At 63.3% G+C, this 20606-nt stretch carries 23 protein-coding genes and 1 other RNA gene; 18 read left to right on the forward strand and 6 right to left on the reverse strand.

The window, feature by feature from the left end:
* Positions 1-33: 33 nt before the first annotated feature.
* From FURADRAFT_RS03840 to FURADRAFT_RS03860, 5 genes are all read left to right on the forward strand, one after another.
* On the forward strand, positions 34-4584 hold the full coding sequence (locus FURADRAFT_RS03840; RefSeq protein ID WP_008952798.1) for an AAA domain-containing protein: 4551 nt from the start codon (positions 34-36) through the stop codon (positions 4582-4584).
* 179 nt (positions 4585-4763) lie between these two features.
* Positions 4764-5372 carry an HD domain-containing protein gene (locus FURADRAFT_RS03845; RefSeq protein WP_008952799.1) on the forward strand — a complete coding sequence of 203 codons (609 nt, stop codon included), beginning with the start codon at positions 4764-4766 and terminating at the stop codon, positions 5370-5372.
* A gap of 99 nt (positions 5373-5471) precedes the next feature.
* On the forward strand, positions 5472-5786 hold the full coding sequence (locus FURADRAFT_RS03850) for a metal-sulfur cluster assembly factor (RefSeq protein WP_008952800.1): 315 nt from the start codon (positions 5472-5474) through the stop codon (positions 5784-5786).
* A 2-nt stretch (positions 5787-5788) separates the two neighbouring features.
* Positions 5789-6874 (forward strand): hypothetical protein, encoded by a 1086-nt coding sequence (locus FURADRAFT_RS03855; RefSeq protein ID WP_040652352.1) that lies wholly within the window; start codon positions 5789-5791, stop codon positions 6872-6874.
* On the forward strand, positions 6871-7266 hold the full coding sequence (locus tag FURADRAFT_RS03860) for a hemerythrin domain-containing protein (RefSeq protein ID WP_008952802.1): 396 nt from the start codon (positions 6871-6873) through the stop codon (positions 7264-7266). Before FURADRAFT_RS03855 ends, FURADRAFT_RS03860 begins: the two co-directional genes overlap by 4 nt.
* On the opposite strand, the gene bamE is transcribed toward FURADRAFT_RS03860, so the two are convergent.
* Positions 7263-7550, reverse strand: coding sequence for an outer membrane protein assembly factor BamE domain-containing protein (gene bamE / locus FURADRAFT_RS03865; RefSeq protein WP_008952803.1), 288 nt, complete (start codon positions 7548-7550; stop codon positions 7263-7265). The two genes, FURADRAFT_RS03860 and bamE, sit on opposite strands and share 4 nt — an antisense overlap.
* Before the next feature lie 286 nt (positions 7551-7836).
* Between bamE and FURADRAFT_RS03870 the strand changes: the two genes are divergently transcribed.
* From FURADRAFT_RS03870 to FURADRAFT_RS03880, 3 genes are all read left to right on the forward strand, one after another.
* Positions 7837-8040 carry a cold-shock protein gene (locus FURADRAFT_RS03870; RefSeq protein ID WP_008952804.1) on the forward strand — a complete coding sequence of 68 codons (204 nt, stop codon included), beginning with the start codon at positions 7837-7839 and terminating at the stop codon, positions 8038-8040.
* 109 nt (positions 8041-8149) lie between these two features.
* Positions 8150-8716, forward strand: a complete 567-nt coding sequence (locus FURADRAFT_RS03875) for a DUF1415 domain-containing protein (protein ID WP_008952805.1) — start codon at positions 8150-8152, stop codon at positions 8714-8716.
* A 95-nt stretch (positions 8717-8811) separates the two neighbouring features.
* Positions 8812-9576, forward strand: a complete 765-nt coding sequence (locus FURADRAFT_RS03880; RefSeq protein WP_008952806.1) for a hypothetical protein — start codon at positions 8812-8814, stop codon at positions 9574-9576.
* Positions 9577-9652: 76 nt separating this feature from the next.
* Here FURADRAFT_RS03880 and FURADRAFT_RS03885 read toward each other — a convergent pair whose 3' ends face one another.
* Complete coding sequence (locus FURADRAFT_RS03885; RefSeq protein WP_008952807.1) at positions 9653-9922, reverse strand: hypothetical protein; 270 nt, start codon at positions 9920-9922, stop codon at positions 9653-9655.
* Between the two features lie 268 nt (positions 9923-10190).
* Here FURADRAFT_RS03885 and FURADRAFT_RS03890 point away from each other — a divergent pair, with 268 nt between their 5' ends.
* The 3 genes from FURADRAFT_RS03890 to FURADRAFT_RS03895 all read left to right on the forward strand — a co-directional run bounded on the left by FURADRAFT_RS03890 (position 10191) and on the right by FURADRAFT_RS03895 (position 11774).
* Positions 10191-11000, forward strand: coding sequence for a dienelactone hydrolase family protein (locus tag FURADRAFT_RS03890; RefSeq protein ID WP_236261525.1), 810 nt, complete (start codon positions 10191-10193; stop codon positions 10998-11000).
* 101 nt (positions 11001-11101) lie between these two features.
* An RNA gene (gene ffs, locus FURADRAFT_RS20035) (signal recognition particle sRNA small type) lies at positions 11102-11200 on the forward strand.
* A gap of 244 nt (positions 11201-11444) precedes the next feature.
* Positions 11445-11774, forward strand: coding sequence for a helix-turn-helix domain-containing protein (locus FURADRAFT_RS03895; protein WP_008952809.1), 330 nt, complete (start codon positions 11445-11447; stop codon positions 11772-11774).
* A gap of 84 nt (positions 11775-11858) precedes the next feature.
* Here FURADRAFT_RS03895 and FURADRAFT_RS03900 read toward each other — a convergent pair whose 3' ends face one another.
* A complete protein-coding gene (locus tag FURADRAFT_RS03900; RefSeq protein ID WP_008952810.1) occupies positions 11859-12308 on the reverse strand; it encodes a universal stress protein in 450 nt (149 codons plus the stop codon).
* 118 nt (positions 12309-12426) lie between these two features.
* Between FURADRAFT_RS03900 and FURADRAFT_RS03905 the strand changes: the two genes are divergently transcribed.
* The 3 genes from FURADRAFT_RS03905 to xerC all read left to right on the forward strand — a co-directional run bounded on the left by FURADRAFT_RS03905 (position 12427) and on the right by xerC (position 14348).
* Positions 12427-12873 (forward strand): thioesterase family protein, encoded by a 447-nt coding sequence (locus tag FURADRAFT_RS03905; RefSeq protein WP_008952811.1) that lies wholly within the window; start codon positions 12427-12429, stop codon positions 12871-12873.
* The gene (locus tag FURADRAFT_RS03910) at positions 12870-13292 is read left to right on the forward strand and encodes a tellurite resistance TerB family protein (RefSeq protein ID WP_008952812.1); all 423 of its coding nucleotides are present in this window, start codon (positions 12870-12872) and stop codon (positions 13290-13292) included. The genes FURADRAFT_RS03905 and FURADRAFT_RS03910 overlap by 4 nt, the downstream gene beginning before the upstream one ends.
* Positions 13293-13376: 84 nt before the next feature.
* Positions 13377-14348: a tyrosine recombinase XerC gene (xerC, locus tag FURADRAFT_RS03915; RefSeq protein WP_008952813.1), complete on the forward strand. Its 972-nt coding sequence runs from the start codon at positions 13377-13379 to the stop codon at positions 14346-14348.
* Between the two features lie 43 nt (positions 14349-14391).
* Here xerC and FURADRAFT_RS03920 read toward each other — a convergent pair whose 3' ends face one another.
* The 3 genes from FURADRAFT_RS03920 to orn are packed head-to-tail and all read right to left on the reverse strand — an operon-like array spanning position 14392 to position 17137.
* Positions 14392-14880 (reverse strand): CinA family protein, encoded by a 489-nt coding sequence (locus FURADRAFT_RS03920; RefSeq protein WP_150105012.1) that lies wholly within the window; start codon positions 14878-14880, stop codon positions 14392-14394.
* 1 nt (position 14881) lies between these two features.
* The gene (pgi, locus tag FURADRAFT_RS03925) at positions 14882-16531 is read right to left on the reverse strand and encodes a glucose-6-phosphate isomerase (protein ID WP_008952815.1); all 1650 of its coding nucleotides are present in this window, start codon (positions 16529-16531) and stop codon (positions 14882-14884) included.
* Positions 16532-16591: 60 nt separating this feature from the next.
* Positions 16592-17137, reverse strand: coding sequence for an oligoribonuclease (orn, locus tag FURADRAFT_RS03930; RefSeq protein ID WP_008952816.1), 546 nt, complete (start codon positions 17135-17137; stop codon positions 16592-16594).
* 74 nt (positions 17138-17211) lie between these two features.
* On the opposite strand from orn, the gene FURADRAFT_RS03935 reads away from it, so the two are divergent.
* The 4 genes from FURADRAFT_RS03935 (at position 17212) to phbB (ending at position 20504) form a co-directional block, all read left to right on the forward strand.
* Positions 17212-18459: a M48 family metallopeptidase gene (locus tag FURADRAFT_RS03935; RefSeq protein WP_008952817.1), complete on the forward strand. Its 1248-nt coding sequence runs from the start codon at positions 17212-17214 to the stop codon at positions 18457-18459.
* On the forward strand, positions 18456-18785 hold the full coding sequence (locus FURADRAFT_RS03940; protein WP_008952818.1) for a 4a-hydroxytetrahydrobiopterin dehydratase: 330 nt from the start codon (positions 18456-18458) through the stop codon (positions 18783-18785). The genes FURADRAFT_RS03935 and FURADRAFT_RS03940 overlap by 4 nt, the downstream gene beginning before the upstream one ends.
* Positions 18782-19654: a ribosome small subunit-dependent GTPase A gene (rsgA, locus tag FURADRAFT_RS03945; RefSeq protein WP_008952819.1), complete on the forward strand. Its 873-nt coding sequence runs from the start codon at positions 18782-18784 to the stop codon at positions 19652-19654. Before FURADRAFT_RS03940 ends, rsgA begins: the two co-directional genes overlap by 4 nt.
* Before the next feature lie 112 nt (positions 19655-19766).
* Positions 19767-20504, forward strand: coding sequence for a beta-ketoacyl-ACP reductase (gene phbB / locus FURADRAFT_RS03950; RefSeq protein ID WP_008952820.1), 738 nt, complete (start codon positions 19767-19769; stop codon positions 20502-20504).
* The last annotated feature ends 102 nt before the right edge of the window (positions 20505-20606 follow it).

Below are 20606 nucleotides of genomic sequence, written 5' to 3' on the forward strand. Positions count from 1 at the left end.
AAACCCATTGCATAAATACGCCACACCCACCCTATGACCGTCCTGCAACGCCTTGCCGCCCTGATCCAGTTTGTCCAGCACACCGCCCGCCTGCACGCAGCTCCAGTCACCGATCTTGCCAAACACGGCGACTTTCTCGCCCTGGAAGCCGAACTGCACCAACTGCCGGGCATCTCGCTGAACCGCGAGGACGACGAGGGCGAGGAAGTCTGGCTTGCCGTCGAACGCCTGCAGCCGCTGCCCATGCCCCAGCCGGAAGCCCCCTTGCTGCAATGCTGGCTGGAGCCGTCGGCCACACCCCACAAGGGAGCGATCAAGCCACCGGCCCTGGCCCCGGCGATCCCCTTCGCGGCGCTGGAAGCATTGGGCTACGTCCGCGGCGAACTGGCCGAGCCGGCACGCGACGTGGCGCTGTCCGACTTCTCCGACCGCGCACGCGTCGAAGCCTTGTTCGAGGCCTACCGCAGCGGCCCGTGGCAGACCTGGGCCGACGCAGAACAGCGCCGCCAGAAAACCATGGCGCTCTATAACCAGCTGTTCCGCCTGAAACAGACGCTGGACGGCATGATCGCCGACAACCAGCTGGAGATCGTCTGGGGCAGCGGCGTCGCCGTCTGGCTGAAGGACGGGGTGCGCTTGTGCTACCCGCTGTTGACCCGGCCGGTCGAACTGGCGCTGAACTCCGGCACCATGGCGCTGGAACTGCGCCCGCGCGACCTGCCCGCAGCCCTCGAAGCGGACGCGCTGAACGCGCTCGACGTGGCCGGCCTGGCCGATTTCGAACGCCAGGCGCGCCTGTGGCTGGAAAACGCCACGCACGAGTATTCGCCGTTCGACAGCGCCAGCTACCAGCCCCTGCTACAAGCCGCCGCCGCCCACCTCGACCCCGACGCCCGCCTGCTGCCGCGCATCCCGGACACCGCTCCCGCCCCCCTCCCCAGCCCGGACGGCCAACTGCAGCTGGTCGACAGCTGGGCCGTGTTCGCCAGGCCGCGCACCGCCAACCTGCTGGTGCAGGACCTGCAACGCTTCAGCGACACGCTGCCGCCAACGCCCGAGCCCCTTCCCCCCGCGCTGGCCCAACTTCTGAGCGAGCCCTCGAACCAGCACCTCGATCGCCCGCTGCCGGCCTTCCGCGGGCTGTCCGCGGTGAGCGGCAGCAACGGCAATGGCACAGCACGCGACCTGTTCTTCCCCAAGCCGTTCAACGACGAGCAGGTGCGCATCGTGCAGATGCTGGAACTACACGATGGCGTGGTGGTGCAAGGCCCGCCGGGCACCGGCAAGACCCACACCATCGCCAACATCATCTGTCACTACCTGGCCCAGGGCCAACGCGTGCTGGTGACCTCGATGAAGGAGCCGGCGCTCAAGGTGCTGGAGGAGAAGCTGCCCGACGCCATCCGCCCGCTGGCGATCAGCCTGCTGGCGGGCGAGCGCGACGAAGCCAAGCGCTTCGAGTATTCGGTCAACAAGATCGCCAGCGAAATCCAGTCGCTCGACCGCACCGCGCTGGCGCGCTCGATTGCCGCCCTGGAAGACACCGTCGACCGCCTGCACGGCAACCTGCAGCGCGTCGACCGCGAGATCGACCAGTGCGCCGCGCGCAACCTGCAGCCGCTGACGCTGGACGACGAGCAGATCGATCCGCTGCGCGCCGCCGAGCAAATCGGCGCCCTGTCCGAGCGGCTAGCGACGCTGCCGGACGAACTCACCGCCGAGGAACGCCACCGCCCGCAGTTCGACGACGACGCCATCATCCGGCTGCGCGCGGCACGCCGCGAGCTTGGCGCGGCACTCGCCTACCTGCCGCACGCCCTGCCCGACCCGGCCGAACTCCCCACCATGGAAACGCTGCACAAGGCGCATCAGGACTTGCTGCAGGCGGTGCGCTTGCGGCAGGCGATCGCCAGCGGCGACGTGCCGACGCTGGCCAACGGCGCACTACACCAAGCCGCAGGGTTGGCCGAAGCCCTGCGCGACTTGTCCGCCCGGCAGGTCGAAATCGCCAGCGCCGCGGCGCCGTGGGCGCGCTCCTGTCTCGACCTGCTGCGCCTGCCGGCCTGCGCGGCGATGTTGCGTCTGCTGGAGGAGTGGGACAGCGCCGCCGAGGCGGAACTGGCGCGCCGCCCACAGTTGCTGCAGCGCCCGGTGATGCTGCCGGACGGGCTGGAGCAGGACGCCGAGCTGGTCGAGGCCATCGGCCAGCTCGCCGCCGGCCGCAGCGCCTTCGGCCTGGCCGGCTGGTTCGGCAAGGGGGAAGCCAAGAAGAGGCTGGCGCAGGTCGAAGTGTTGGGCCAGCCGGCGCAGACGAGCGCCGACTGGGGCCAGGTCGCGGCCCACCTGCAGCATCGCCAGGCGCTGCGCCGCCTGCTGCTGCGCTGGAACGCCATCGCGGCCGAGTTCGGCGCCGAAACCCTGGCCAGCACCGACCCGCTGCTGGTGGAGCGGGCCCGCGAGCGCTGCCGGCTGATCCGGCGCATGGCCGAAGCGGTGCAACTGGAAACCGAGGTGCTGCCGCGCCTGCGCCACAGCCTGCCCGACGCGGCCTGGCCGGAGACCCTGCTGGAGCAGCCGGCACGCCTGCTCGAGGCCCAGCGCATCCTGCTGCACCACCTCAGCTGCCAGCGCCTCGAAGGCGCCGCCACGCTGCGCGAACAGTTACTGGCGCTGAGCCGCCACAGCGGCGGGCCGTGGGCGGAGCAACTGGCCGCCCTGGCCGATCAGCTCGGCACGCCGGAATTCGACGCCGGCACGCTGTCTGAAACATGGCAAGACCTCTGCCGGCAACTGGCCGCGCTGCACACCCTACGCCCCGCGCTCGACACCGTCCGCACCGAGGTGCCGCGCATCGCCCAGTCCGGCGCTCCACTCTGGGCGCGCCAGCTCTGCCAGCAGCCCGCCGGCGCCGAGTCCGACCCGTTGCTGCCACAGGACTGGGCGGCGCTGTGGCAGGCCAAGCGCCTGCGCCACGCGCTGCAGCAACTGGACACCCGCGCCCGCCTCAAGACGTTGGCCGAAGAACGCCGCCAGCTGGAAAAACAGCTGGCGCACAGCTACCAGGAGTTGGTCGCCCAGCGCACCTGGCTCAAACTCGCCGACAACGCCACACCCGAGGTGCGCAGCGCGCTGGGCCTCTATTCCGCCGCCATCCGGCTGATCGGCAAGGGCACCGGCAAGCGCGCCGTACGCTACCGCCGCGACGCCCGCGCCGCCGCGGCCAAGGCCACCCCGGCAATTCCGTGCTGGATCATGCCGCACTACCGCATCGCCGAATCGCTGCCGGCCGAGCTGGGCTGCTTCGACCTGGTGATCATCGACGAGGCCTCGCAATCCGACCTCAGCGCCCTGCCCGCGCTGTTGCGCGCCAGGAAAGTGCTGGTGGTGGGCGACGACAAGCAGGTCTCGCCAGAGGGCGTCGGACTGGAAGAAGACAAGGTGTTGACGCTGATGCAGCGCTTCCTCGGCGATCAAGTCGCGCTGTACCGCCCGCTGATGACGCCGGAGCGTTCGATCTACGACCTGTTCAAGGTCGCCTTCGCCGCCAGCGCGGTGATGCTGAAGGAGCACTTCCGCTCGGTCGGCCCGATCATCGAGTACGCCAAGCGCGAGTTCTACCACCACGAGCTCAAGCCGCTGCGCCTGCCCACCGCGAGCGAGCGGCTCGACCCGCCGCTGATCGACGTGCTGGTGGAAGACGGCCACTGCGGCAACGACAACAGCAACCGCGCCGAAGCCGCCTTCATCGTCGAGGAAATCCGCCGCCTCGCCGCCGACCCGGCCACCGCCGGGCGCTCCATCGGCGTGGTGTCGCTGCTGGGCGACAAGCAGGCGATCAAGGTATGGGAGCTGATCCGCGAGGAGCTGGGCGAGGCGCTGATGGCGCGCCACGACATCGCCTGCGGCGACGCACGCACCTTCCAGGGCAAGGAGCGCGACATCATGTTCCTCAGCATGGTGGTGTCCGGCAAGCCGCACGCGGTAACGCGCGACAGCTTCGCGCAGCGCTTCAACGTCGCCGCCTCGCGCGCCCGCGACCGCATGTACCTGGTGCGCAGCGTCGAAATCAGCCAGCTGAGCCCGGCCGACGAGTTGCGCCGCAAGCTGATCGAGCACTTCCACACCCCCTATCTGCTCGACCAGCAACAGGTAACCGACCTGCGGACGCTGTGCGAATCGCCATTCGAAACCGAGGTCTACGACGAACTGACCGGGCGCGGCTACAAGGTCACGCCGCAGGTCAAGGTCGGCGGATTCCGCCTCGACTTGGTGGTGGAAGGCGACAACGACACCCGCCTCGCCATCGAGTGCGACGGCGACCGCTACCACGGCGCCGCGCAATGGCCCGACGACATGCGCCGCCAGCGCATCCTGGAGCGCGCCGGCTGGCAGTTCTGGCGCTGCTTCGCCTCCACCTTCGTGCTGAACCGCGAGGCGGTGCTGCAAGACCTGCTCGCCACGTTGGCCGCGCGCGGCATCGCCCCGCTGACCCAGGCGCGACGGGTGGCCAGCCCGCACGTCGAGCGGCGCACCTTCCGCGCCAGCCCCAGGCCCAGCCAAGCGGAAGACGCCGTCCCCGCCTGACGACAAGGTTGGCCGAAGCCCGACAGACGGGGCTTCGGCCGCTGCCGCCAAAGCATGTCGCCGCATTGAAATCGGCCACCCTGTTCATGGCCAGGGATAACACCCCAGCAAGGCAACGGTTCAGCCCGCTCCGGAAGCCCTGTATCATTACTCCATCCTGACACACCCAAGTACCCGCCATGACCCCGGACTACACCCAGCTGGAACGCCAGATCGCCTTCATCCTGGAAATCGACAAGCTCAAGGGCGTGCTGCGCAAGAACAAGCCGATCACCCTGGAGCGCCACGAAAACTCCGCCGAACACAGCTGGCAGGTCGCGCTCTTGGCCATGGCGCTGCAGCCGCACGCCGATGAGCCGCTCGACATCGACAAGGTTATCCGGCTCTTGCTGGTGCACGACATCGGCGAAGTCGACACCGGCGACACCATCGTCTACGCCGAAGGCGGCGAGGCCGAGCGCAAGGCCGCCGAACTGATCGCCGCGAAGCGCATCTTCGGCCTGCTGCCGCCGGACCAGGCCCTCGAGATGCTGGCGCTGTGGCAGGAATTCGAAGCCAACCAGACCGCCGAAGCGCGTTTCGCCAATGCCATGGACCGGCTGATGCCGATGCTGCTCAACCTCAACCGCGAAGGGCAAAGCTGGCGCGAAAACGGCATCCGCAAGGAGCAGGTCATGGCCAAGGCCGTCAGCAAGGTGCAGGCCGGTTGCCGGCTGGCCGGCGACTGGGTGGCGGCTCAGGTCGATGCCGCCGCCGAGAAAGGCTACTTCGGCGCGACACAGGACTGACCCATCCCGACAGGACGGAAAAACTTGAGCGCGCTCATGGAAGACTCGCGGCACCAGGGACTACGCTCCATAGCATGAACCACCCCACTGGAGAGCATCATGTCCCTGCCTGACGACACCGCCGTGCTGAACGCGCTGAGCGAGGTGATCGACCCCGAGATGGGGGTCAACATCGTCGACCTCGGGCTGATCTACGGCATCGAACGCACCGAGCGCGGCCTGACGGTGCGCATGACCATGACCTCGCCGGCCTGCCCGATGGGCGCCATCATCGAAGAAGACGTCCTGGCCGAACTGCACCACCTCGTACCGGGCGCCGAGCTTGCCGTGGAACTCGTGTGGGAACCCGCCTGGACGCCAGAGCGGATGAGTGACAAGGCGCGCTACATCCTCGGCTGGGAGGGCACCGCGTGAGCATGGCAGCCAGTCCGCGCCCGGTCTGGCTATTGTTGCTGGTACCGGTACTGCTGGCCGCGGCCCTGCTGGGAGGGCTGGCGCGCGTTGGCATGATGCTGCCCGCCCTGCCGGCGGAAGCCCCCCTGTTTCACGGCCCCCTGATGGTCTCCGGGGTATTCGGCGCCCTGATTTCACTGGAACGAGCGGTCGCCCTGCGCCGACGCTGGGCTCTGCTCGCCCCGCTCTGCGCCTTCTGCTCCGGCGGCCTCTTGCTGCTGGGTGGGCCGTGGTGGCTTGCCGCGGCCGGCTTTGCACTCGCCAGCGCCGGGCTGCTGGCGGCCTCGTTTGTCATCTGGCGCATCCAGCCGGCCGACTTCACCCGTCTCCTGGCCGTCGCCGCCCTGCTCTGGCTGGTGGGCAACCTGGCCTGGCTGGCCGGGTGGCCGGTGTGGGACGTCGTCGGCTGGTGGCAGGGCTTCCTGCTGCTGACCATCGTCGCCGAACGGCTGGAACTGTCGCGCCTGCTGCGCCGCCCGCCCCACGCCGCCCCGTTGCTGAACGGACTGCTGATCCTGTGGCTACTGGGCATGCTGGCCAACACGCTGACGCCACGCCTTCCCGGCTTGCCGCTGGTCGGGCTGAGCCTGGTCGGCATGGCCGCCTGGCTGGCCCGTTACGACTTGGCGCGGCGCACCGTGCGCCAGCAGGGCCTGCCGCGCTACATCGCCGCCAGCCTGCTGGCGGGCTACGTCTGGCTTGCCGTCAGCGGGCTGCTCCTGCTGGGCGGCCAGGTGCTGCAACCCGGCCCCGGCTACGACGCCGTGCTTCACACCCTGTTCGTCGGTTTCGTGTTCTCGATGGTGTTCGGCCATGCCCCGGTCATCCTGCCGGCGCTGACCGGCTGGCGTGTGCCCTACCGCCCCCTACTGTACCTGCCGTTGGCACTGCTGCACGGCTCGCTGCTGCTGCGCCTTGCCGGCGACCTGCTGGGCCGCTTCGAGTGGCGCCAGGCAGGCAGCCTGCTCAACGGCATCACCCTGCTGCTATTCCTTGCCCTGATGATCGGACTGGTCCGTCTCGGCAAAACCGCAAAGAGGCCTGCATGAAACGCCACCCCGCGCTGGTTCCGCTCTCGCACGAGCATCACCACAACCTGTCCTTTGCCCAGCGCCTGCGCCGGGCCTGTTCCGACGCCGATGCAGCCGGATGCGAGGCGCTGATAGAGAACTTCCGCCAGCATTACGCCGCACCGCTGGAACAGCATTTCCAGCTCGAAGAAACCTGGCTGCGACCCCACCTGGACGAAGCAACGAGCGCGCGCCTGCTGGCCGAGCACCAGGAGTTGCGCGCGCTGGCCGCGGAGCCTGCGACCAACCCTGCCAGTCTGGCCGAAGCACTGATCTCACACGTGCGCTTCGAAGAACGCGAACTGTTTCCATGGTTGGAACAGCACCTGCCTCCCGAACTGCTGGCCGAGCTGCAAGAGAAACTGGGCTAGTACGCCGACGTCGTGGCCGCCGTATCGATTTGTTTGCTGACAACCTTGTCGTTGACGAAGCGCACCGTAATCACGGTCTTGCCGTGACGCCAGGTCGCCGTCCCGCCCGAGAACCCCAACAGGCTGGCACTGCTGACGTCGGCAGGCTCTCCCAGTAGCTCGACCACCTGCTGCCGGGTCATATCCTCCTGAATTTTCTCGAAATTGGCCGGCGTTACCTTGCTGCAGGCAACCAGGAACAAAGCAAGAAGCGTTACAGCAAACAGCTTCCACAGGGCTTTCATAAATCATCCTCAAGGGCTGGACGGAAGGGCCACAGCATAACAAAAGGCAGCCGCGCCGCCAGCCCAGTGCGGGCGCAGCCGGATGGCCGTGTACAGCAACTATTTTCCGATAGCACACAGAAATCGCTTGCCTTGCGCGACAACTCGGTGCACTATCCTCCACGCAAGATTTTCAAGTCGTAGATGTGTAGTTGTCGTCGTGGCCTAAGTCCGTACCTCAGTTCGCCATTTCCCTTGATTTTCATGCACTTAGTTCACATTGTTATTTTTATAGATGGGAAATACCATGGCAACTGGTACCGTTAAGTGGTTCAATGACTCCAAAGGCTTCGGCTTCATCACCCCGGACGAAGGCGGCGACGATATCTTCGCTCACTTCTCCCAGATCAAAGCCAATGGCTTCAAGACCCTGGCCGAAAACCAGCGTGTAAGCTTCGACGTGACCATGGGTCCGAAGGGCAAGCAAGCCTCGAACATTCAGCCGCTGTAATTCTTACTGCGACTAAGCGTTCCAGAAAAAACCCGGACTGGTTCCGGGTTTTTTCATGCCCGTCTACAATGAAATCCCACCAACGACACCACCCTCACCGGACCGCGACATGACTACTCCCAGCGACAACGACATCATCACCGCCACCCGTCAATGGGTGGAAAAAGCCGTCATCGACCTCAACCTGTGTCCGTTTGCCAAGTCCGTATACGTCAAGAATCAGGTACGCTTCGTGGTGAGCCATGCCCCCCACATCGACGCCCTGCTGGAAGAACTCGAGCGTGAACTGCAACTACTGGACGAGACCTCCCCGGAAGAGATCGACACCACCCTGCTGATCCACCCCGACACGCTCACCGACTTCCTGGATTACAACGACTTTCTCGATCTCGCCGACAACGTCGTCGAAGAACTGGGCTACGCCGGCACCCTGCAGGTGGCCAGCTTCCACCCGGACTACCAGTTCGAAGGCACCGACAAGGACGACATCGAGAACTTCACCAACCGCTCCCCCTACCCCACGCTGCACCTGCTGCGCGAGAGCAGCATCGATCGTGCCGTCGAGGCGTTCCCCGAGGCCGACGCCATCTACGAAAAAAACATCGCGACGATGAAGGAACTCGGGCACGAAGGCTGGGCCGCCCTGGGTCTCCACCCCCGCGCCAAACAACACTAAACCTCGGGACAGGGAAATGACGCCGCCGCGCTCGCTTGCCGCGGCTCGCGGCGGCATGCTACATACGGCAACACCGTTACAGCCGCAGATTCCCCATGCCCCATCTCCCGCAGCCCCTCTCCCGCCTGCTCCCGCTGTGCCTCTGCAGCCTGCTGCTGGCCTGCTCCTCGCCGCCCGGAAAGAAGCCGGTTGGCAGCGATGGCTTCAGCGTGGAGCAACTCGGGCAAAGCGATGGTAACCGCGTCGCCAACCTCACCATGCGTGACAACCTCGACAGCCTGAGTCTGCTGCTCGACAAACTATACAAGCGCAATCCATCCAGTTGGCGCGCTGGCGGCGCGGGCAGTCGCGACGAAGCTCATCGGCAAATCATGGAAGCCATTCGCCGCAACCAGCCCCTCCCAGCTCTGGGCAAGGTGCGCTCGGTGTCCGCCCTCACCACGGCATTCGATCCACACTTCAAGGGCGACCGCGCCGGCACTCTGATCTACGGACTGGGAAGCATGCTGCTCGACTGTTACGACGGCAAGACCGAGCACTACCTGCTGGACGGTCTCGACGCCGGCAAGCTCGCCAATGCCTCCTACAATGTCGAAGTAGCGGCCTGGCTGTTATCCAACCGCAAAGGTGACGACGGCAAAGCCATGCTGCGAGCCAACGAACTCAGCGATAGCGAGCAGAACCTCAGCTTCGAACGTGAATTCGGCAAGATCGTCGGCCGGCTGGACCTGCTGGCCGCCTTCTCCGACGAAAAGTATCGCCGCGCCGCCATCAACTACAGCCAGGCCTTGCTCGGCGCCCCCTTGCTACAGTTCCTGCCACTCGATGCAGCCGCCGCCACGGCGGCCACACGCCCCTGACTGCCATTGCCACGGCCACACCAAAAGCAAAACGGCACATAATTGTGCCGTTTTGCTTGCCATCGTCCGCTCTAATTCAGGCGGACAAGCCCTTCTTCAACAGTTCTACGGCCAGATCGCTCATGGCAAGCTGGCGCTCTTGAGCCAACGCCTGCAACTCCTTGACCAGATCTCCCGGCAGCTTCACCGCGAAAGGCACCAGGCCCTGAGCCTGATCGAGCTTGCGACGTTCCTTCTTATCCAGCACTTCGCCCGCCTGCTGGCTGTAGCGGGCAGGCACGCCGGCCTGAGCCATCTTGCCGTTGATCTTCAGCCCCTTGTTCTTTTCCAGATCCGTTCTTTTCATGTGCACTCTGCCTTGTCATCATCTTTCAGTAATGCGTGCCATTCTACACCCCGCCCCGACACTCGGCCCCACCTTTGTCAGCCGCCAGCGCATGACACCACACCCCACAGGATAGCCCTCGGCAGGCCCCGGGATAGCAAAACCAAGGCCGACCGTCTGCACTGGTTCACACGACAGGATTGATCTAGCATGGATTACCCCTTGGAGAGTTACCATGCCCACACCGTCAGACCTCCCGCCCCACCCCGATGACGAGCGCCGACACTTCTTGCAACTGGCCCTGGGCACCGGTTTCGCACTAGCAGTCAGCCCAGCCTCGGCCACCGTCATCACTACCGACAGCCAGAACCTGAGCACAGGCCCGGTCGGCGTGCCGGTCAACGGTGAAATCCTCCCCGCCTACATGGCCCGCCCTGCCAACGCAAAAGGAACGCTGCCCGTCGTCCTGGTGGTACAGGAGATTTTCGGCGTTCACGAACACATTCAAGACCTCTGCCGGCGACTGGCCAAAGCCGGTTACCTCGCTATCGCCCCTGAACTCTATTTCCGCCAGGGTAATCCTCGGGAATACCCCTCGACCGAAGAACTCCTGGCCAAACTGGTCGGCAAGGTCTCCGACCAGCAGGTGCTGCAGGATCTGGATGCCACGCTCGCCTGGACGCACAGCCATGGAGGGGATAGCGAGCGCACAGCCATCACCGGCTTCTGCTGGGGCGGCCGTATCGTCTGGTTGTACGCCGCCCATACCGACGCCATCAAGGCTGCAGCGGCCTGGTACGGAAAACTGACTGCCAGCAGCAGCGCCATGACCCCCAGGCACCCACTGGACCTGGCGGATCAATTGAAGGCGCCTGTTCTGGGGCTCTATGGCGGACTCGACAGCGGCATCTCCCTCGACACCGTCAAGGCAATGCAGGACAAGCTGGCCAAAGCAGGCAGCCCCTCCCGCCTGATCGTCTACCCGGACGCCGGCCACGGCTTCAATGCCGATTACCGACCAAGCTACAATGCAGCCGCCGCACACGACGGCTGGGCCAAAATGCTGGCCTGGTTTGCCGACCACGGCGTCAAACCATGAGACCCGCCGTACAATTTGATGGGAAAGTAAAAATACCCTGAAAGCCCGCAATAATTGCTTGGCAAACCCATGTTAAAGGGATATAATTTTCAACTCTCAATGGCGGGCCTCCCCGCATTGCACAATAGCGAACCTGGTCAGGTCCGGAAGGAAGCAGCCACAGTTATTCAGTGCAAGTGCCGGGGGTCGGGCTCGCCACCCCTCCCTTTTTTTGTTGTGCACAGCCCAGCCCGTCAGCGCCGGACGATTCCCTGCACCCGTCGATCCAGCAACCTGTCCTGCGGCTTAAAACATAAGAAATATGGAATATTCCATGAGCGATGACGGGAACTATTTTTTTTTGTACGCTCTAATATTCCTAATGGATTTTTTCTGCTATTTTTTATATAGCAGTACCCAATAAAAACACTTATCAAGACCGGTTACCAATTTACGAGGCTTACCATGAAACTGTTTGAGAAGATCACCAACCCCCGCGAGATCCGGCGAAAGCTCGGCCTGAACCAGCAGGAATTCTGGAGCCGTATCGGCGTCACCCAATCCGGCGGCTCCCGCTATGAAAGCGGCCGCAACATGCCCAAACCGGTGCGCGAACTGCTTCGTCTGGTTCATGTTGAGCAGGTCGATCTGGCCCGGGTACGCCGTGAGGATTTCGAGATCGTCGAATACCTCAAAGAGACCCACCCGGACCTCTACAAGAGCCTGCGCAAAGCCGTGCGTGCCAAACTGGACGCCACGGAAGGCTCCTCGTCGTCGGAATCGGTTGCTAGCTGATCATCGTCAGCACCATCCCATGACATCTCCCCGGTGAACCCCACCGGGGAGATGGTGATGCGCATCACCGACCTCAGCCCTGGGTCAGTCGCCGACGTTACGCACCAGCAAGACCGGGACTTCGACCTGCTTTAGCACGCCCTCTGCCACACTCCCCATCAGCAGATGCATCAGGCCGCTCCAGCCGTGCGTCCCCATGACCACCAAGTCCGCCTGCCAGTTCTGCAAGTCTTCAATCAATACCGACGCAATCTTGTCGCCCCAGCTCTCGAGAATCTTGCCCTCGACCTGAACACCCATGGCCTGCGCCTTGGCTTCAGCCTGAGACAGCACCTTCTCGCCGGCCTGCTTGATCGAAGCCTGTAGTTCGGAAGCATCGAGAAACTCCGTCCCCCCCCATCCAAACTGCGCCAGGTCGACAACATGCGCGAGGCACACCTTGGCACCGACTTCTTTTGCGAGCTTGCAAGCCTCAGCCAAGGCCAGGTTGGAAGTTTCGCTATCATCCACCGGTACGTAAATTCGCTGATACATGACATGCTCCTTATCTAATAACCCCTGACTACCACACCGTACCAAATCCGCCACGTTTCATTGTTGATGCAGGTTAAGGACGTGAGTAGACTCTGCCGTATTTGAAGCAGAATCGATCATGGCCCGTATCCAGATTCCCCTGCCGGAGACATTCGTCTTCGAAACAGCCCTCGATATCAGGATAGGTGATATCAACTACGGGGGACATCTCGCCAACGACGCCATACTGCGGCTGGCCCACGAAGCGCGGCTGCGGTTTTTCAAGGCCTACGGTTATACCGAGCTCGATGTAGAGGGGCATGGCATCATCATGACGGATGCCGCTATCGTCTACAAGGCAGAGGTCTTTCATGGCGAAAACCTGATCTTTCGTCTGGGACTGACCGACCCCAACAAATACGGTTTCGATCTGGTTTATCAGGCAAGCCATGACAAGACCGGGCAAGAAGTGGCAAGATTGAAGACCGGAATCGTCTTCTTCGATTACGGCAAGCGGAAAATCGCGCCCATGCCCGACATGTTTATGACGCGCTTTCCGCGAGAACAACAAGGAGGAATGGCATGATGAGACCCTACCCCCCCAACAGTGCCGAAGCCATTGCCCGCTTGCTGGCCATGTTCCTAGTCACCGACGGCGAGATGGATCACCACGAAATCGAAGCACTGGAGGAGTTGAACGCCTACGAGGTGCTAGGCCTCGGCCGCAAGCAATTCATGGACGTGCTGATCAGCTACTGCGACGACATCTCGGACGAAGCCGATGAGCAGGATGGCACGATCCATCTCATCGACAAGCAGCGCATCGACAATCTGCTGACCGATGTCACCGACCGCAGCCGGCGCATTCTCGCCTGCGCCCTGGCCATCGACGTCACCAAGTCCGACGGACAGATCAGCGATCCGGAGATGGCCCTGCTGCGCTACATGATGGACTCATGGGAAATCACGCTCGAGGATATCGAGAACGAATTCGTCAGGCAGTAAGGTTCGCCGAGCCCCACCCCAGAGCCGCCCCTTATCTCGTCGGGCGGCTTTTTACTTTGTCCTGACTTCAGAGAACGTTGCATCATGAGCACAAGCCCGCAGGACGTGCCCGACCCAAGCCCCGAGCAGAGCGTTCCCTCGTCCACGAGCTGGGAGCAGCGGATCGCCGGCTACGACCAGTCGCTGCAGCTTGCCGGCAAGAGCCCGCACACGCGCAGCGCCTACCGCCGCGACCTGCAGGCGCTGGCCGCACTGCAAGGGGCGCAGGATCCTGCCACCCTCACCGCACAACAGATCCGCCTCGCCGTGGCACGGCTCCACGCCAAGGGGCACATTGGCCGCAGCCTAGCGCGCATGCTGTCCGCCTGGCGCGGATTCTTCGACTGGCTGATCGAACAGGAAAAACTCCCAGCCAACCCCTGCCACGGAATCCGGCCACCCAAAAGCCCGAAGACGCTTCCCAAGGCCCTGCCCGTCGACGCCACCAGCGCCCTGCTCGACGCCCCGATCGATCCCGAAGATGACCTAGCCCTCCGCGACCAGGCCATGTTCGAGCTGCTCTACTCGTGCGGCTTGCGCCTGTCGGAGCTGACCGGGCTCGACCTTGCTGATCTCGATCTGGGCGAGGGCCTGCTCACCGCCCACGGCAAGGGCAACAAGACACGCATCCTGCCGATCGGCCGCCAAGCCCGGCAGGCGCTGGAACGATGGCTGGCAATCCGCCCCTCCCAGCCGGGCGAAGGTGCGGTATTCACCGGCAAGAGCGGGCGGCGGCTGTCCGGACGACAGGTGGAGAAACGGCTGGAGCAGTGGGCGCAGCGCCACGGCAGCGACCGCCATGTCCATCCCCACATGCTGCGCCATTCTTTTGCCAGCCATCTACTGCAGTCTTCAGGCGATCTGCGCGCGGTCCAGGAGCTGCTGGGCCACGCCAACCTGTCCACCACGCAGATTTACACCAGCCTCGATTTCCAGCACCTGGCCAAGGTCTACGATGCCACCCACCCACGCGCCAAGCTGGACGAGAGCCCCCCTCACACCGACGACAAGGCATAAAAAACGCCGGACGAACCGGCGTTGTGATCTCTTGAAGCGATCGTCAGGCGGACAGCGGCTGACGGCCGATCAGCTGTATCAGGCGGGACAGCGCCGTTTCCACCGCCTGCCGACGAACCTCGAGACGATCGCCGGAAAAATGGCAGACGAAGGCCTCGGCCGCACCCTGAGAGCCAGCCAGGGCGAACCATACCGTCCCCACCGGCTTCGCCACCGAGCCGCCTGCCGGACCGGCGATACCCGACACGGCCACCGCCCAGTCGGCCCCGGAGCACTGCAGCGCCCCGGCCGCCATTTCCCGCACGGTCCGCTCACTGACCGCGCCGTCTTCGGCCAACGTTTCGGCGCGCACGCCGAGCATCTGCTGTTTGGCCTCGTTGCTATAGGTGACAAAGCCATAACCGAACCAGGCCGAGCTGCCTGCGATATCGGTCACGGCCCCGGCAATCCGGCCGGCCGTGCAAGACTCAGCCAGAGTCAGGCACTCCCCTCGATCAAACAGTAGTTCGCCCAGTTGGCGAGCCAATTCCATCTCAGCGCTCATGACGACTCCGGAAATGGGCGATCAGCCCGTTGGTGGAACTGTCGTGCGCCAGCGCGCCTTCGGACGAGAGCTCCGGCAGGATGCGCTGCGCCAGTTGCTTGCCGTACTCGACACCCCATTGGTCGAAGGAATTGATTCCCCAGATCACACCCTGTACGAACACCTTGTGCTCGTACAAGGCCATCAGCATGCCGAGCGCGTGCGGCGTCAGCTTATCAAGAGCGAGCGTGTTGGAGGGCTGATTGCCAGGAAACAGTTTCTGCGGCAGCAGCATGTCGAGCCGATCACCCGGCAGATCGGACAGCTCCGCCATCACTTCGGCCTCGCCCTTGCCGCGCATCAGCGCCTCGGTCTGCGCTAGGCAGTTGGCCACCAGCACGGCATGCTGGTGGTCGACCCGGTAGTGGCTGTTCATTGGAATGATGAAATCGCAAGGCACCAGGCGAGTGCCCTGATGCAGCAACTGGAAGAAGGCATGCTGGCTGTTCACGCCCTCCTCACCCCAGATCACCGGCCCGGTCTTGAAGTCTAGCCGCTCGCCATAGCGCCCGACGCGCTTGCCATTGGACTCCATGTCCAGCTGCTGGATATGGGCAGGAAGGCGGCGCAGGCCATGGTCATACGGCATGATGGCGTGGGTATGGGCACCGTAGAAGGTGTTGTACCAGACGCCAATCAGCGCCAGGATCACCGGCATGTTGCGCTCGAACGGAGCGCTGAAGAAATGCCGGTCCATGGCATGACCGCCAGCCAAAAACTCACTGAAGCACTCGAATCCGACCGCCAGCATCACCGGCAGGCCGATGGCGGACCACACCGAATAGCGTCCGCCGACCCAATCCCAAAAGCCGAACATGTTCTCCGGGTCGATGCCGAACGCCTTGACGGCACCGGCGTTGGTCGACACCGCGACGAAATGGCGTGCTATATCCGCTTCTGTCGCCATCTGCAGGAACCACTGCCGCGCCGCCTGGGCGTTGAGCAAGGTTTCCGGGGTGGTGAACGACTTGGACGCCACGATGAACAGGGTGGTACGCGGGTCGAGCTTCTCCAGGGTGCGGGCGATATGCTGACCGTCCACGTTGGAGACGAAATGCACCGTTAGCCCCGGATGCGCGTACGAACCCAGCGCTTCGGCCACCACCAGCGGCCCGAGATCGGAACCGCCAATACCCAGATTGACCACGTCTGTCACCGGCAAGCCGGTATAGCCGCGCCATTCGCCGGCGCGCACCCGCTCGCTGAAACGGCGCAGGCGCTGCAGCACCCCGTGCACCTGCGGCACCAAGTCAATGCCGTCCACCTCCAATACCGCTTCGACTGGAAGGCGCAAAGCAGTATGCAGTACTGCGCGGTCCTCGCTTACGTTGATGCGCTCGCCACCGCGCATCGACCCCATCCAGCCTCGCAGGTTTACCGTTTCGGCCAACTCGAACAGCAGTTCGAAGGTACGCTCGGTCATGCGGTTCTTGGAGTAATCCAGCAACAGCCCGTCGACTTCCAGTGAAAAGCGGCCGAATCGCTGCGGGTCCAGTTGAAAGAGTTCGCGCATGTGCATGTGGCGCGTGGCGCGCTGGTGCTGATGCAGCTTGGCCCAGACCGGTGAACCGTTGATGTCGTGACGACGGAAATCCAGCATCGAAAATCCAGTGTGATGGCGACAGGAAGACGGCCCGCCGGGAACCGCGGGCCGCAAAACTCAGAGCTTGATGAAATGCTCGCGGTAGTACTTCAATTCCTCGATCGATTCGAGGATGTCAGCCAGGGCCTGATGACGGCCTTTCTTCACCACACCACGCGCCACCTCGGGCTTCCAGCGCTTGCACAGCTCCTTCAGCGTCGACACGTCGAGATTACGGTAATGGAAGAAGGCTTCGAGCCGCGGCATGCCGCGCGCCATGAAACGGCGGTCCTGGCAAATCGAGTTGCCGCACATCGGCGAGGTCTTGGCCGGCACGTACTCCTGCAGGAACGCCAGCATCTGCTCCTCGGCATCGGTTTCGCTCAGGGTCGAGGCCTTGACCCGTTCGATCAGCCCCGAGCGGGCGTGGGTGGACTTGTTCCACTCGTCCATGCCATCCAGCACGCTGTCGGGCTGGTGAATCGCCAGCACCGGCGACTCGGCCAGCACGTTGAGCTGGCCATCGGTCACCACCACGGCAATTTCGATGATGCGGTCGCTATCCGGATTCAGGCCCGTCATTTCCATGTCGAGCCAGATGAGGTTGTTTTGATCTTGTGCCATACTGATCCATCTTTCTAAACGGTCGTATTTTCCGCCATTGCCGCACATCCGGCAAACGTCGCGCATTCTTTCCCATGACAAACGCCTTTACCTACGCCTTCCTGCTCGCCTTGGGGGGCTCCTTGCTGCTCCGGCTGTGGCTGGCCCGTCGCCACACCCGCCACATCCTGCGCCACCGCCAGCAGTTGCCGGCGGGCTTTGCCGACAGCATTCCACTGGAAGCCCACCAGCGCGCCGCCGATTACACCGTCGCCAAGACCCGGCTCGGCATGCTCAATGCCGCTGCCGATACCCTGCTGATCCTGGCTCTGACGCTGGGAGGCGGCCTGCAGGGGCTGTGGCAGCTTTCGGCCAACCTTGCCGGATCGGACCTGCTGCGCGGACTGATCCTGATTGGCGCGGTCAGTCTGGTTTCCGGCGCGGTCTCCTTGCCCTTCAGCCTGGCCCGCACCTTCGGCGTCGAGGCCCGCTTCGGCTTCAACTCTACAACGCCCAAACTGTTCTTCCTCGACCTGATCAAGAGCACCACACTGGGCATAATGATCGGCGCGCCATTACTGCTACTGGTCTTGTGGCTGATGTCGATCATGGGCAGCCTGTGGTGGCTGTGGGTGTGGCTGCTATGGAGCGTCTTCAGCGTACTCTTGGTTGCGGTCTACCCGACCCTGATCGCCCCGCTGTTCAACAAATTCCAACCGCTGCAGGATGCCACGCTGAGCCAGCGGATCGACGCCCTGCTCCAGCGTTGCGGCTTCAAGAGCCAAGGCATCTTCGTCATGGACGGTTCCACCCGCTCCAGCCATGGCAACGCCTACTTCACCGGCTTTGGTGCGAGCAAGCGCATCGTGTTCTTCGACACCCTGCTCAAACGCCTCGAACACGACGAGATCGAAGCGGTGCTGGCCCACGAACTGGGGCACTTCCACAAGCGCCACGTCATCAAGCGCATCGGGCTCACCTTCGCGCTCTCCCTGGGCTTCCTGTTCATCCTGGGTCGGCTGATCGATGCATCCTGGTTCTACCAGGGACTGGGACTGACCAGCCAAAGCAACGCCTTGGCGCTGGTGCTGTTCTTCATGGTGATCCCTGCCTTCACCTTCCCGCTGACACCGCTCTCCAGCCTGCTGTCACGCCGCCACGAATATGAAGCCGACGATTTTGCCGCCGCGCAGGTTTCCGCCGAGGCGCTGGCGTCGGCCTTGGTCAAGCTGTATCGGGACAATGCCTCGACGCTCACCCCCGACCCGCTGCATTCGGCCTTTTACGACTCCCACCCGCCGGCGACACTGCGCATCGCCCATCTGAAAGGAGAGCACGCATGAACCTCACGGCAATGCATTGCCAGGCCCAGCATGGCAAGAGCCCGCTGGACGCCACCCGCCAGCAGCAACATCTCTCCGCCCTGCCCGGCTGGGAAATCCAAGGCATCGAGCTGGTCAAGACCTTCCGCTTCGGCAATTACTACGAAACCATGGCGTTCGTGAACGCCCTGGCCTGGATTGCCCACCAGGAAGACCATCACCCAGACCTGTCGGTTCACTACAACCGCGCCGTGGTGCACTTCAGCACCCACGACGCCAACGGCCTCACCCTCAACGACTTCATCTGCGCGGCAAAAACGGAAGCCCTGCTGAATAGGCCTGCATGAAACAAACCGGACAGATCATCCGCAGCTACGGCCGCCGCTTCATCGTCGAAACCGACGGCCGCTCCTACGATTGCACCACTCGCGGCAAACGCGTCAACTACGCCTGCGGTGACTTCGTCGACATCCTGATCCAGAACGACGAGCAAGCCGTCATCGAAAACGCCCACGAAAGGCGCAGCCTGCTCTACCGCCAGGACGACTGGAAAACCAAGATGATTGCGGCCAACGTCACCCGCATTCTGTTCGTGACTGCCGCCGTTCCCACCCCAAGCGAAGAGTTCCTCAACCGGGGCCTGATCGCCGCCGAGGCCGCCGATATCGAGCCCATCATCCTGGTCAACAAGTCGGACCTGCCGGAAACCGCCGCCTGGCTGAAAAAACTGGAGCTGTATCAGGCGCTGGGCTATCACGTCCTCAGTCTATCGGCCAAACAGAGCGTGGAAGAACTTCGCCCCCTGCTGGCCGGCCACACTTCGGTTTTTGTTGGACAGTCGGGCATGGGCAAGTCCACCCTGACCAACGCCTTGCTGCCGGACGCCTGTGCACGAATCGGTGATATTTCCACTGCTCTCGACTCCGGCCGGCACACCACGACGCATGCCGCGCTCTATCATCTCGACTCGAACAGCCACTTGATCGACTCACCGGGATTGCAGGAATTCGGCCTGAAACACCTTCAAGCCACTGATCTCGTACATTATTTTCCCGAGATGCGCCCCCTCATCGGGCAGTGCCGCTTCCATAATTGTGCCCACCTGGCCGAACCGGACTGCGCCATCAAGGAAGCCGCCAAGAGCGGGAAAATAAGCCAGTATCGCATGGAATTGTTACAAAGACTGACAAGCGAACTGAACAAGATAACAGCATAAGTTATGCAATTCCGCTGATGATTTACAAAGCCAGACAATGCCCCTATTCTGTCATGCAAAGAACCTCAAAACAGCGCACTTACAGCGCTTCTCACAGACAGGAGACGAGATAATGGCAAAGAGAATCGCTTTGGTTTCGGGCGGCATGGGCGGTATCGGGACCTCGATTTGCAAGGCTCTCGCCGCTGCCGGCCACACCGTGGTCACCACCTACAGCAAACCGGGCAAGGAACAAGCCTGGCTGGCTGACATGAAAGAAGCCGGCTACCAGGCCTACGCCTATCAGTGCGACGTCACCGACACCGCCGCTTGCCAGGCCATGGTCGAGAAGATCACTCAGGACATCGGCCCGGTCGACATCCTGGTCAACAACGCCGGCATCACCCGCGATGCGACCTTCAAGCGCCTGACCAAGGACGACTGGAGCGCGGTCATCAGCACCAACCTGGATTCGGTGTTCAACATGACCAAACCAGTGATTGACGGCATGGTCGACCGTGGCTGGGGCCGCGTCGTCAACATCTCGTCGATCAACGGCCAGAAGGGCCAGTTCGGCCAGACCAACTACTCCGCAGCCAAGGCCGGCATGCATGGCTTCACCATGGCCCTGGCCCAGGAAGTGGCCAAGAAGGGCGTGACCGTCAACACCATCTCCCCGGGCTACATCGCCACCGAAATGGTGATGGCCGTGCCGGAAGACGTGCGCAACAAAATCATCGCCCAGATCCCGGTTGGCCGCCTTGGCAAGCCGGAAGAAATCGCCGGCCTGGTCAACTACCTGGCCTCCGACGTATCCGGCTTCATGACCGGCGCCAACCTGGCGATCAACGGCGGCCAGCACACCATGTAACCATCACCACCATGGCGATGACGCCCGACCCGACCGCTTGTCACCCTTACGAGACAGGCAGCCCGGTCGGGCTTTTTCATGGCACTATATCTGCCCGCAATG

Source organism: Pseudogulbenkiania ferrooxidans 2002 (assembly GCF_000174355.1).
In the GTDB taxonomy this organism is placed as follows: Bacteria; Pseudomonadota; Gammaproteobacteria; order Burkholderiales; family Chromobacteriaceae; genus Pseudogulbenkiania; species Pseudogulbenkiania ferrooxidans.